Origin of the sequence: Paenibacillus sp. FSL R5-0744, assembly GCF_037972555.1 — a bacterium.
GTDB lineage: Bacteria > Bacillota > Bacilli > Paenibacillales > Paenibacillaceae > Paenibacillus_AQ.
In genome coordinates, this window is the sequence record NZ_CP150228.1 from 6,265,616 (window position 1) to 6,279,012 (window position 13,397).

Below are 13,397 nucleotides of genomic sequence, written 5' to 3' on the forward strand. Positions count from 1 at the left end.
CGATTTCAGAGCTTTATTAAAAGCGTTTCCGATCCCTCCCAAACCCTCCCTTCCAAGGGAGGGCCCCAAGGGTTGCACCCTCTGGACACCTGCATTTTTTTGGCGAAGGAGGCTGGGGGACCGGACTTAGTGACGACGGCGTTCGGATCGCTTATCCCTACGGGACCGCTTGGACGTTAGGCGCATACTAGGTAAGAGCGGGAAGTGCGAGATTACCGCAACTGCTATAGCGTTGCGGGGCGCTGTCCCTATGGGATGCGCGCAAGTGCCAAAAGCGTTACAGAACGCTGTCCCTACGGGATGCGCGTAAGTGCCAAAAGCGTTGTGGAGCGCTGTCCCTATGGGATGCGCGTCCATCTATTTATTCAAAAAGAACGGCCAGGACAGCACCGTTCAATTCCTTATTTTAAATATCGGTGATGCATTTAAGGTTTATTACTCGGCCCGGAGCTCCAACAATGCGTCACGCAGCTCTGCCGCGCGTTCGAATTGCAGGTTCTTCGCAGCGTCCTTCATCTCGGCTTCCAGACGCTGGATCAGGCTTTGTTTCTCTTTCTTATTCATCTTGCCACCAACACCCGTGAGGTAATCCGCTTTGGACTCGGCAACCTTCGTTGCCTCAATGATGTCACGCACCTTTTTATTAATGGTGGTTGGGGTAATGCCGTGTTTCTCATTATGAGCGATCTGGATGGCGCGACGACGCGACGTTTCGCTCATCGCCTTCTCCATCGAATCAGTGATTCGATCACCGTACATGATTACACGACCCTCGGAGTTACGGGCCGCACGACCAATCGTCTGAATTAGGGAGCGTTCGGAACGAAGGAAGCCCTCTTTATCCGCATCGAGAATAGCGACCAGCGATACTTCCGGGAGGTCGAGACCTTCTCTTAGCAGGTTAATCCCTACCAAAACATGGAATGTACCAAGTCGAAGATCACGTAAGATCGCCATCCGCTCCAGTGTTTTGATATCAGAGTGCATATAACGAACCTTAATCCCAATTTCCTTAAAGTAATCCGTCAGATCCTCTGACATCTTCTTCGTCAACGTTGTGACGAGTACGCGTTCGTCTCGTTCCACCCGATTACGAATTTCACTAATCAAGTCATCGATTTGTCCCTCTGTAGGACGAACCTCAATGATCGGATCCAAAAGACCTGTAGGCCGGATAATCTGCTGCACCATGGTGTCGCAGTGCTCCATTTCATAGGGTCCTGGTGTCGCTGAAACATATACGATCTGCTTCACTTTTTCTTCGAATTCCTCGAACTGGAGTGGACGGTTATCCAGCGCAGACGGCAAACGGAAACCATGCTCTACCAGTACCGTCTTACGCGCCCGGTCACCATTATACATCGCCCGAATCTGCGGAAGTGTTACATGGGACTCATCAATAATGATCAGCATATCATCCGGAAAATAATCCATTAATGTATACGGAGTTGCCCCTGGTTCACGGAAGGTGAGCGGTCCGGAATAGTTCTCAATCCCAGAACAGAAGCCCACTTCTTTCATCATCTCAATATCATAACGTGTCCGCTGTTCCAGACGCTGAGCTTCAAGAAGCTTACCTGCGTCACGAAGAACCGTTAAGCGGTCTTCCAGCTCTTTTTCAATGTTGACCAGTGCCACTCGCATCGTTTCTTCCTTGGTAACAAAGTGAGACGCCGGAAAAATAGCGACATGATCGCGCTCCCCGATCAGTTCACCCGTCAGTACATCAATCTCAGTGATTCGCTCAATTTCGTCACCGAACAATTCGACCCGAATGGCATGCTCACCCTGAGATGCCGGGAAAATCTCAACCACATCACCACGTACACGGAAGGTTCCGCGTACAAAATTGATATCATTACGCTGGTACTGGATATCCACTAGCCTGCTCAAAATCTCATTTCGAGGCTTCTCCATCCCTACCCGCAATGACAAAAGCAAGCTTCCGTATTCCATCGGCGAACCGAGGCCGTAAATACAAGACACACTCGCCACAATAATAACGTCACGCCGTTCGAACAAGGAGCTCGTTGCGGAGTGGCGCAATTTATCAATCTCTTCATTAATGCTGGAGTCTTTCTCGATATAAGTATCGGAGGAGGGAATATACGCCTCTGGTTGGTAATAGTCGTAGTAGCTGACGAAATAGTCTACCGAATTATGCGGAAAAAACTCCTTAAACTCACTCGCCAGTTGGGCAGCCAAAGTCTTATTATGCGCAATAACTAACGTCGGGCGGTTTAATTTGGAAATAACTTGTGCAACGGTAAACGTCTTACCCGTACCCGTCGCGCCCAGCAGCGTCTGGTGCTTCTTGCCCTGCCGGATGCCTTGTAGTAATTCCTCTATGGCATGAGGCTGATCGCCCTGGGGTGTATACTCGGACTCCAATTCAAAAGTCTTTGTACTGACGACAATATCACTCATTTGCCCGTCTCCCCTCTATCGTCTAAACTAGATTAATATATTATAATTGTTGTCTGAATGTTCTCTCTCCATACGATGGCAAGCTAAAACGCCTTTGGCGTCTCTAAAAGACGACGTTAAGCGTTTGTGCGAGAATTATAAGGATTAAAGTATAACGTGAAACTTATACTTTCTTATAATTAAAAAATATGGAAGATAAGAATATGTGTTCCCGTTCATTATACAGTGTTGACTAGATCGTTGCAAACCATAATACATAGAAATGTTAGGAGCTTGAAGCATGGATATTACCTCAATAATCGGCCTATTGGCTGGACTGGCTGCGTTAATCGGCGGCTATCTCTGGGAAGGCGGAAGCCTCTCAGGACTGCTGCAGCTTAATGCAGCTTTGATTGTGTTCGGGGGTACGTTTGCCGCCGTTATGATCAGTTTCCCGGCATCTAAGCTGCGCTCCATTCCAACAGCATTACGCATGGCTTTCGGTAGCAACCCTGATCGTGATGTAGAAAAAGCAGAAGAACTTATTGCAATGGCAACCGTGGCCCGTCGCGGCGGCGTTCTAATGTTAGAAAAACAAGCTGAAGAACATCCGGACCCTTTTACACGTGAAGGTCTACTTCTTATTGTCGACGGCACTGATCCTGAGCAGGTAAGACAGATCCTTGAATTAGAAATGGATGCTAAAGAATTGAAGCATGAGAACTATGCTAAGATTTTTGAAGCTGCAGGTGGATATGCACCAACGATGGGAATTATCGGGACGGTGATGGGGCTCATCCGTGTACTTGGCAACCTTACAGATCCATCAAATCTGGGCACATCTATCGCAGTTGCATTTACCGCAACACTGTACGGTGTTGCCATCGCTAATTTAATATTTTTACCCATCGCTTCCAAAATCAAATCCCGCAGTCAAAGCCAGCTACATAGTATGGAAATGCTGCTCGTCGGCATTCTTTCTTTGCAGAACGGGGATCACCCCTTGCTGGTGCGTAAAAAACTGAACTCATTCATCTCAGACACGGACACGAATGACCGTGCGGAAACTAGAGGTCTTCTATGAGACAAAGAGACCGGCGCAAGCGGCGTGTAGAGACTCGGGAAAGCCGCGACCGTTGGATGATTACTTATGCTGATCTAATTACACTTTTACTTATTTTTTTCGTTATATTGTATGCGATGAGCAGCCTGGATACTGACAAATATAACATCGTGACAGGCTCGTTATCCGAGACCTTCAAATCTGGCAGCACTGTCCTTGAGGGTGGGAACGGCATTTTAGATGCTGGGAAATCAACTGAGAACAAACCGGAAAGTACAGACGGGAATGGGAATGCAGCTGCAACTGCGAGACCGAATGATGGATCTGCTGAACAAACGGAGAACGAAACACCTTCGGCACGTGAACTTGCTTTTCGAGAACAAGAGGCTAAACTTGCTGAATTAATGGGTGTGATTACGAACTATGTAGAGGAAAATAATCTCGGAGAACAAATTTTTGTTGCCGACAAACCGCAGGGGATAGAAATCACACTCAGTGACCGTTTTCTCTTCGATATAGGTAAGGCAGACCTGAAGTCTCCAGCCCTGCCTGCTCTTCAGCAGTTATCTGGCTTATTCAGCGATATCGGCGCAAAGATCAGCATTGAAGGACATACCGATAATACGCCAGTATCTTCGGCTTCTCACTATAACGACAACTGGGAGCTATCTGGTGCTCGTGCGCTGTCAGTGCTTCGCTTTTTCTTAGATCATGAAGGGTTGAACCCCGACAATTTTCAATATGCAGGGTATGCTGATACCCAGCCCACCGCGGAGAACACATCAGCTGCAGGTAAGCAAAAGAACCGCCGTGTAGAGATCATTGTGCTGCGGCAGCTTCAAGAGGGTGCCTAAAAAATGTTTTACTCAGAGCTAGTTACAGTAGCTAGGCCTGTGCGGGAGCGAATCTGCTTATCAACATACCAAAATGGGCTCGCCACTATTTATTACGGAAATACTCCCTGATTATCTGCCTATTCCCTTGTCCAGGCGCAGAATTAGGGAATTCCTCCCTGATTAATACCCTATTTAGTCAGAAATAGCGCTTTTCACTGAAACTTTAGGGAGGAATTCCCTAAACCCCTTAGTGTCACGCTATATTCGTCTAAAATAAGGGAGGTTTTCCCTAATTCCACAATCAGTAGATTGGCTTTTAAATAAAATCCCATAATTCCAAACAGTCCCAGGATTTAACTCAAAGATCCCGACCGCTATTTATATAAAAACACCAAACAGCAAGTCCCCAAAAACGGAAACTTGCTGCTATAAATATTACATTCGGTGAAATTAATATTCAGAAAAATATTAGAATTACTCCCCTACCAATGCACGATATCCAGCTGCATCTAGCAGACCTTTTACAGCATCAGCGTACTCTCCGTCCACTTCAATTTCAAAAATCCAACCCTCGCCATAAGGCTTATCGTTGATCAGTTCTGGACTAGCTTCTAAACCGTCATTAATCTTGGTAACCGTCCCTGAGACGGGTGAATACAGTTCCGATACGGTCTTAACGGATTCGATACTGCCTACGCTGTCGCCAGCCGAAATGGCCGAACCCACTTCTGGAAATTCCACAAATACGATATCGCCTAACAAATGCTGAGCATGATCCGTAATCCCAACACGTACTACGCGTCCTTCCACTTGCTGTGCCCACTCATGCTCTTCGCTGTAAAGAAGGTTATCTAAAACTTCACTCATTTCAAGCCGCCTCATTTCCAAATTGGAATTCTAAATTTAGTTATAGCCTAAGTGATCGCGGAGCATAATGTCAATATTACTAAAAGTAAAATAAATTTGTCGTTTTTTTGACTTTTTCTTGTTGACAGCGCCCTCCTATACCCGTTTAATGGAGACATAAGAAACAAATACAGTTGCGGATGATGGCATAGGGAGAGACTGTCTCACTTGAAGACGGCGCCGAAGGAGTAAGCCCTAACAGGGGTGAATCTCTCAGGCAAAAGGACCTTTGTCGGACGTACCTCTGGAGAGCATCAGACGCGAGGCTGAGTGCGTCAGGTCACCAACGGGGAAACTTGCATGTTAGTTACGCAGGGTAACTCTCAGGTACAAAGGACAGAGCAGAAAGCGATTAGTGCATTTATGCATGATTGCTTCTGCCTGTCCTTTTTTTCGTATGTAATCAGACTAGGGGAGTGACGACATGGATGCTTTAAAAAGAACGCCTTTTTATGATCTCTATTCCGCATATGCGGAGTCCAGGTGCATTGATTTTGGCGGCTGGGAGCTGCCAGTACAGTTTACAGGTATCGTGAAGGAGCATGAGGCTGTTCGCCAGCAGGCTGGACTGTTCGATGTATCGCATATGGGTGAATTTATGGTGATCGGAAGCGGCGCTGAAGCCTTCTTACAAAAAATGACGACCAACGATGTCAGCCGCCTTACCGATGGTGCGGCACAATATACGCTGCTCTGTTATCCAAACGGCGGGGTGGTCGACGATTTACTCGTGTATCGACTAAGTGAAGGCCGTTATATGCTTGTCGTAAATGCCTCCAACATCGATAAGGACTTCCAGTGGCTGCAAGAACATCTGACCTCTGAATTCGGTGAAGTCACACTCACTAATGTCTCTGACGAGACGCTTTTGCTCGCCTTGCAAGGTCCGCTGGCAGAGACCATACTCGCAGAAGTTACTGATGCACCGATCTCAACGCTCAAGCCTTTCCACTTCATCGAACGCGCAACCGTCTGCGGTGTAGAAGTACTGATCTCCCGTACGGGTTATACCGGTGAAGATGGCTTCGAAATTTACGCTCCGCTGGATGGGGCAGCAACGTTATGGAACGGCCTTCTCGCAGCTGGCTCTCCTCACGGATTAACACCTGCTGGACTGGGCGCACGGGATACGCTTCGTTTCGAGGCAAAATTGCCATTGTACGGTCAGGAGCTGTCGGCTGACATCACGCCTCTTGAAGCTGGAGTACAGTTCTTCGTGAAGCTGGACAAAGCGGACTTCATCGGACGAGATGCGTTGATACAGCAAAAAGAAGCCGGTCTTCCCCGCCGTCTTGTCGGTCTAGAAATGATTGATCGAGGCATTCCACGCTCCCATTACCCAGTCTATGCGGACAGCATCAAAATCGGAGAGGTCACAACCGGAACCCAATCTCCAACGCTGAAACGAAACCTGGGATTAGCTTTACTTGATACAGCTTACAGTGAAATAGGCACAGAGGTTTTCGTAGAGATACGTGGCAAGCAGCTTAAAGCTGTCGTGATTAAGGCCCCTTTTTACAAGTATAAACGCCTTTAGCGTCCATATTAGGACGGTGAACTTTTAAGCGAGAAATAGAAGGATAAAGTATAACGTGAAAATTGTACTTTCTTATATTTTAAAAGAGCCAAGGAGTGAAACCTTAATGAAGCACCGTTATCTGCCCATGACAGCACAGGACCGCGTAGAGATGATGGAAACCGTCGGGATTCAGTCCATAGATGAGCTGTTCTCCGATATCCCTGAAGCCGTCCGTTATCAAGGCACTATGCCGATGTCTGAACCGCTCGATGAGTACGCCCTGCTACGTCACATGAAAGGTCTCGCTGACCGAAATGCTGACTTCGATTCACACGCCAGCTTCCTCGGCGCCGGATTATACGACCATCACATCCCCGTGGTGATCAACCATGTCATTTCCCGTTCGGAATTCTACACTGCTTATACTCCTTACCAACCAGAGATCAGCCAAGGCGAACTGCAAGCGATCTTCGAATTCCAATCCTACATTTGCGAACTAACCGGTATGAAAGTTGCCAATGCCAGTATGTATGATGGCGCAACCGCATTATCCGAAGCAGCAGTCCTCGCAGCTGGTGCCACCAAACGCAAAAAATTAATTGTCTCCCGCACCGTTCATCCTGAAGCGCGCCAAGTGTTACGCACATCGGCTAATGCTTGGGGACTTGAGGTAGTGGAGATTGACTATAGAGACGGTGTTACCGATCAGACTAAGCTTGCTGAGGCCATTGATGGTGATACGGCTGCAGTACTGATGCAATCGCCTAACTTTTTTGGCAGCATCGAAGATCTTAGCTCCGTTGAACCGCTGATCCACGCTGTTAAAGGATTGTTCGTCGTCAGTGCAAATCCGATCGCTCTTGGCGTACTAGAAACACCAGGTAAGCTCGGAGCCGACATCGTAGTCGGTGACGCTCAGCCACTCGGTATTCCAGCTTCCCTCGGCGGTCCAACCTGTGGCTTCTTCGCTGTAGCAGAGCATTTAATGCGCCGCATGCCAGGTCGTATCGTTGGTCAAACTGTTGACCGTAACGGTAAACGCGGCTTCGTTCTGACACTCCAAGCTCGTGAGCAGCATATTCGTCGTGAAAAAGCGACATCGAATATTTGCTCCAATCAGGCGCTGCTCGCACTCTGCGCATCCGTCTACCTGTCCGTAATGGGTAAAGAAGGGATGCGTGAAGTAGGCGAGCTGAACATTCGTAAAAGCCATTACGCCGCTAATAAACTAAGCGAACTAACAGGGGCTGAACTTACCTTTTCCTCCCCATTCTTTAACGAGTTTGTCGTGAAGCTTCCGGAAGGAAGCAGCGTAAGTGCAATTAATTCGAAGCTGCTGAAGGAAGGTTATCTAGGCGGTTATGATCTGGGCCGTGATTATCCTGAACTTGCTGGACATATGCTGGTAGCCGTTACGGAAAAAAGAAGCAAAAACGAAATCGACCAATTCGCTAGCGCACTGGAGGGCTGTTTATGAAACCGGAGCAAAGTCTAATTTTTGAATTAAGCCGTCCCGGCCGTTCTGCCTATTCTTTGCCACTATGCGATGTGCCGCAGGAAGAAAGCTTAGAATCTCTGATTCCATCAGGTTTACTCCGTAGCGAACCCGTCGTGCTTCCAGAAGTATCGGAAGTGGATGTCATTCGCCACTACACTTCCTTGTCACGCCGTAACTTTGGTGTAGATAACGGCTTCTATCCACTCGGTTCATGCACGATGAAATACAATCCGAAGATTAACGAAGATGTTGCCCGCATCGTAGGCCTAGCTAAGATCCACCCTTACCAGCCAGAAGAAAGCATTCAAGGTGCACTGGAATTAATGTATACCCTGCAAAATGACTTATCCGCACTAACCGGCATGGATGCTGTATCTTTACAGCCTGCCGCAGGTGCTCATGGTGAATGGACCGGCCTCATGATGATCCGCGCCTATCATGAAAGCCGCGGCGAGACCCGCACGAAGGTTATCGTGCCGGATTCCTCACACGGCACCAATCCTGCTAGTGCTTCAGCAGCAGGACTTGAAACGATCACGATCCCTTCCACAGATAAAGGGATGGTTGATCTTGAAGCACTCAAAGCAGCTGTTGGCAGTGACACAGCCGCACTGATGCTGACTAACCCAAGCACACTCGGCTTGTTCGAGACCCAAATCGTCGAGATTGCTGAGATCGTGCATGAAGCAGGCGGCTTACTCTATTACGATGGAGCCAACTCCAATGCCATTATGGGCATTACCCGCCCTGGCGACATGGGCTTTGACGTTGTGCATCTGAACTTGCATAAGACAATGAGCACCCCGCACGGCGGAGGTGGCCCTGGAGCCGGACCTGTCGGCGTAAAATCCATTTTGATTCCGTTCCTACCACAACCAACTGTGGTGAAAAACGAAGATAGCAGCTTCTCACTCGACTTCGGCGGTCCTGAATCAATTGGACGCGTGAAAGCTTTTTACGGCAACTTTGGTATTCTCGTTCGTGCCTACGCCTATATCCGCACCTATGGTCCAGACGGACTGCGTGAGGTATCCGAAAATGCTGTGCTGAATGCGAACTATATGATGCACCGTCTGGCGCCGTATTTTGAAATCCCATATCCGGGCGTATGTAAACATGAATTCGTAATGTCCGGCAAAAACCTCAAGCAGTATGGTGTACGCACCTTAGACGTTGCTAAACGATTACTCGACTTCGGCTACCATCCGCCAACCGTGTACTTCCCTCTGACTGTTGAGGAATGTATGATGATCGAGCCGACGGAAACGGAAAGTAAAGAAACGCTCGACGGCTTCATAAATACGATGATCCAGATCGTAAAAGAAGCGCAGGAGACACCGGAAATCGTAATCAACGCACCTCATACCACAGAAATTAGCCGATTGGATGAGACCCAAGCCGCACGTAAGCCGGTATTGAATTGTTCTTGCGGTTAACAGCTAATGAGTAGTATTAAAAACGCAGGCCACGACACCAAGTATCGTCGCCTGCGTTTTTGCATGTAAATAAAAATCAACACTATGATCTACTCGGCCTGCACCTTCGCAAAAATCTGGAGTTATGATATCCTAATTTCGAGGGTAGCGTTTTCCCATTAGAAAGGAATGTATTCCTTGTGAAATTTGAATTTGTCCATAATGTATTCCACAGAAAATATTTATTATCCCTTCCCTATTTGCTCCTCGCATTATTTATGTTATCCGCCTTGTCTTCGTCCCATAGAATATTCTCTATCATCCCTTTCATATTAATTATGCTAAATGCATTGTATATCGTTGTAAAAATCATTATTTATAAAATCAAAACTTAGATCTCTCGCACAAATACGCAAGTAAATTCTCATTTTCTAAAAAACAAGGCCCTTCCCAGCATCATTAAAAATGTCTGAGAAGGGCCTGTTTCAGTTGTTTATCACTATAACTTTTTGATATTACGCACCATGCGTCGGAGTTTCTACTTTCACTACGCCCTTGCGCTCCTTAGCCGATTTACGGAAGTAGAACAGCTCGTAAATCGCTGGAACCACAACCAGCGTAAGCAGCGTTGCCGCGGTCAAGCCACCGATGACCACAATCGCCAAGCTTTGCGAGACGATGCTGCCCATCTCGGCATGGCCGAACAGCAGTGGAGTCATGGCGCAAATGGTAGCAATAGCCGTCATCAGAATCGGGCGCATCCGTGTTCCGGCCGCTTCCAGAATGGCTTCGCGAATACCCATATTCGTTTCATTCTGCTTAATACGGTCGATAAGCACAATCGCATTCGTGACGACGATACCAATTAGCATCAGAGCCCCGAACAGGGCAGTGAAATCAGGTGTTACGCCGGATACGATCAGTCCAACAATCGCCCCAATCGCAGCCAAAGGCAAGGAGAACATGATTGCCAGCGGAGCACGAAGGGTTTTGAAGGTGAGGACCATGATCAGATATACCAACCCGATGGAGATCAGCGCTGTCATACCAAGGTCAGCGAAATCCTCTGACTGATCAACCGAGGCTCCGCCTGCAAATAGAGTCACACCCTTTGGAAGGGTAAGACTATCGGTTTGCTTTTTAATATCCGCTCCGATTTCAGACACCTTCTTCGGATCCACTTCCGCTGTAATTCTCGCATATGGCTTCCCATCTTTATGGAACAACAGTGCTGGTTCATTCCGAACCTCATAGGTTGCTAGTTGTGACAACGGCTTTGGACCTTCAGCAGTCATGAGCGTCATTGCCTTTAAATCTTGCTCTGTCTTAGGCTCAGCCATAGGATCTAACACTACTCCTGCAGGTGTACCGTCCAGTTCGATTTGCCCCATAGGGATCGGATTCAGCATAGCCGACAATTGCATGGTAATTTCTTGTGCATTGGTCTGTGCTGGATCTACCTTAAATGTAAAGACAGGTTTGGTATCCTCCATATTACTACTGACCTTCTGAATACCCTCCACAGTCTTCAACTTATTCGTAACTTCTGCTGCAACAGCAGTAATATCTGTAAGATTATCACCCACGATATCAATATATTCGCTAGTGGAGCTTGAACCCATCATACTCATTTGATTAGCAACAAGTGTTGCCCCAGCGTAGGAATCCTTCACATCACGGACATGATCGATGAAGCCTTGTGCATCCGCACCTTTTTTCATCACAACGGTATAGTCCACTAAGGTCTCCGAGCTGACGGACCCCCACTGCGCCGCATCTGCACTGTTCCCTGATTGCATGATCACCGTTTCCGCTTCAGGCTGTTTCATCAAATCTTGCTCTAACTGCTTTCCTTTTTCTAAAATCTCTTTGACAGGAACATCCTTCGGATAATTCAACTGAACAGAGACATAGCTGGCATCTGAAGCATCAAGCGCACCTTTTGGCATAGTCACATAAGCAGCGATGGAGCCAATCAGAAGGAGAAGACCTAGCGATAAAGTAATCCATTTCCGGCGCAAATTCCAATCGAGGAATCGGGTGAACCATTTAGACGGCTCGTGTTCTTTCATTGAAGTTCTTCTCAGCAGCCATGAGCTTAACAGCGGAACCACCGTCAAAGCTACAACGAGTGAAGTTAACAGTGAATACGTGACCGTTAAGGCAAACGGAAGTAGGAACGCCTGTAAACTACCACGCAGAAGACCCATCGGCAGAAATACCGCTACCGTTGCAATCGTAGATGAAGTAATCGCTCTAGCCACTTCCCCAGTTGCGCTTATAATCATTTCACGGGAGAAGGGTTCTTTTTGCAGCCTACGGTAAATGTTCTCAATCACTACGATACTATCATCAACCAAGCGACCGACCGCAACGGCCACACCTCCGAGCGTGATAATATTCAGACTTATACCGGATATATCAAGCAGATATAAGGTAACCGCTAGTGAAAGCGGAATAGAAACCGCCGTAATCAGTGTTGCCCGCAGGTTGCGTAGGAACAGTAAAATTACGATCGTCGCGAACAATGCGCCCAGCAATACTTCACGCATCATACTGTTCACGGAGGTAACCACCATATCTGATGTGCTGAATACGACCGCTGCCTCTGCATTTGGAATGGTTTTGTTAATATGTGCTACGGTATCCTGTATATGATCTCCGACACTTACTGCATTCGCATTAGCTTCTTTGGTTACTATGGCGAAAAGAACATCTTTCCCATTCGAGCGGCTAACGCTCTCTTGATCTTCCTTCAATTCAATGGCAGCAATATCCTGCAGCTTAACACCCGAGGATACGGGTAGCTTTTTTAGAGTATCGATACTATCAATTGTAGAAACCACATTAACGTTACCTGTCTGACCACCAATCGTCTGCTCCCCAAGGGATGCCGATACATTACGTCCCTGAAGTAACCCTAGTACTTGAGGTGTCGTAATTCCTTTCTCAGCCATTAATTTTGGATCTAGCTTCACCCGCACTTGCGGAGTTACTTTCCCATATAAGGCGACGTTGGCTACACCTTCTGCTTGTTGCATCTCTGGAATGATCGTTTCTTCCGCAAGCTTAAGGTTTTCTTTAGTCAGACCTTCGTCAAACGAAAGGGTGACCTGCGACACAGGAATCATGGAAGTATTCAGTTGAAGTACAAAAGGGGCCATCACACCTTCAGGGAACTGCAACGAATCTACAACCTTTTGCACCTCCCCAGCTGCATCCTTCATATTTGTTTTTGAGTCATAAAAAATATTCACCTGTGCGTATCCGTCTCCGGAAGTGGACAGTATTTCTTTCTTTCCCTTAACAAATGCGGCCCCAGCCTCAATCGGCTTCGTAACCTTCGTCTCCATCGCATGGGCATCCTGACCCGGACCGAGCACCGTTACAGTCACTTGCGGATTATCTGCCTCTGGCATAAATTCCATCGGTAGCGAAGTGTAGCTCAGCCCTCCCACTACAAGCGCCATTACCACTAAAAGCCCTACCGCCGCCTTGTTACCGAACGACCATTTGGTTAACCATTTCATTATCGTTTCCCCTTCCACCCCGTATATTTCTGGTACTCCTCTTATGACTGCCCCATTATGTATTATTTTCCATCCCGAGATTTAGTTTAGACATTTTTGGTCGAAGTCAAAACAGCCCTACGGCTGGTTTTATACTCAGTCTTAAGACGGGGGGCTTTCTCCTTCCGAAGGATAGGGAATTAGAGCAAACAAAAAAAGAGCACCCCAAAAGCCATGTAAAATGG

General features: G+C 47.4%; 8 protein-coding genes and 1 riboswitch. Of the genes, 5 read left to right on the forward strand and 3 right to left on the reverse strand.

From position 1 onward, the window contains the following. Positions 1 to 435 precede the first annotated feature (435 nt). The gene (uvrB, locus tag MKY19_RS27855) at positions 436 to 2,427 is read right to left on the reverse strand and encodes an excinuclease ABC subunit UvrB (RefSeq protein WP_339798994.1); all 1,992 of its coding nucleotides are present in this window, start codon (positions 2,425 to 2,427) and stop codon (positions 436 to 438) included. 280 nt (positions 2,428 to 2,707) lie between these two features. Here uvrB and MKY19_RS27860 point away from each other — a divergent pair, with 280 nt between their 5' ends. After that, complete coding sequence (locus MKY19_RS27860) at positions 2,708 to 3,490, forward strand: flagellar motor protein (protein WP_076286986.1); 783 nt, start codon at positions 2,708 to 2,710, stop codon at positions 3,488 to 3,490. Beyond that, positions 3,487 to 4,323: a flagellar motor protein MotB gene (locus MKY19_RS27865; RefSeq protein ID WP_042192284.1), complete on the forward strand. Its 837-nt coding sequence runs from the start codon at positions 3,487 to 3,489 to the stop codon at positions 4,321 to 4,323. The genes MKY19_RS27860 and MKY19_RS27865 overlap by 4 nt, the downstream gene beginning before the upstream one ends. 456 nt (positions 4,324 to 4,779) lie before the next feature. Here the strand turns inward: MKY19_RS27865 and gcvH are convergent, their stop codons facing one another. After that, positions 4,780 to 5,172, reverse strand: coding sequence for a glycine cleavage system protein GcvH (gene gcvH, locus MKY19_RS27870; protein WP_042131286.1), 393 nt, complete (start codon positions 5,170 to 5,172; stop codon positions 4,780 to 4,782). A gap of 179 nt (positions 5,173 to 5,351) precedes the next feature. Further along, positions 5,352 to 5,450: riboswitch (glycine riboswitch) on the forward strand. A 185-nt stretch (positions 5,451 to 5,635) separates the two neighbouring features. On the opposite strand from gcvH, the gene gcvT reads away from it, so the two are divergent. The 3 genes from gcvT to gcvPB all read left to right on the forward strand — a co-directional run bounded on the left by gcvT (position 5,636) and on the right by gcvPB (position 9,664). Then, positions 5,636 to 6,748 carry a glycine cleavage system aminomethyltransferase GcvT gene (gcvT, locus tag MKY19_RS27875; RefSeq protein WP_339798997.1) on the forward strand — a complete coding sequence of 371 codons (1,113 nt, stop codon included), beginning with the start codon at positions 5,636 to 5,638 and terminating at the stop codon, positions 6,746 to 6,748. 106 nt (positions 6,749 to 6,854) lie between these two features. Then, positions 6,855 to 8,207: an aminomethyl-transferring glycine dehydrogenase subunit GcvPA gene (gene gcvPA, locus MKY19_RS27880; RefSeq protein WP_339799000.1), complete on the forward strand. Its 1,353-nt coding sequence runs from the start codon at positions 6,855 to 6,857 to the stop codon at positions 8,205 to 8,207. Further along, positions 8,204 to 9,664: an aminomethyl-transferring glycine dehydrogenase subunit GcvPB gene (gene gcvPB / locus MKY19_RS27885; protein ID WP_076286983.1), complete on the forward strand. Its 1,461-nt coding sequence runs from the start codon at positions 8,204 to 8,206 to the stop codon at positions 9,662 to 9,664. Before gcvPA ends, gcvPB begins: the two co-directional genes overlap by 4 nt. A gap of 494 nt (positions 9,665 to 10,158) precedes the next feature. On the opposite strand, the gene MKY19_RS27890 is transcribed toward gcvPB, so the two are convergent. Continuing rightward, positions 10,159 to 13,173, reverse strand: coding sequence for an efflux RND transporter permease subunit (locus tag MKY19_RS27890; protein ID WP_339799004.1), 3,015 nt, complete (start codon positions 13,171 to 13,173; stop codon positions 10,159 to 10,161). Positions 13,174 to 13,397: the final 224 nt, after the last annotated feature.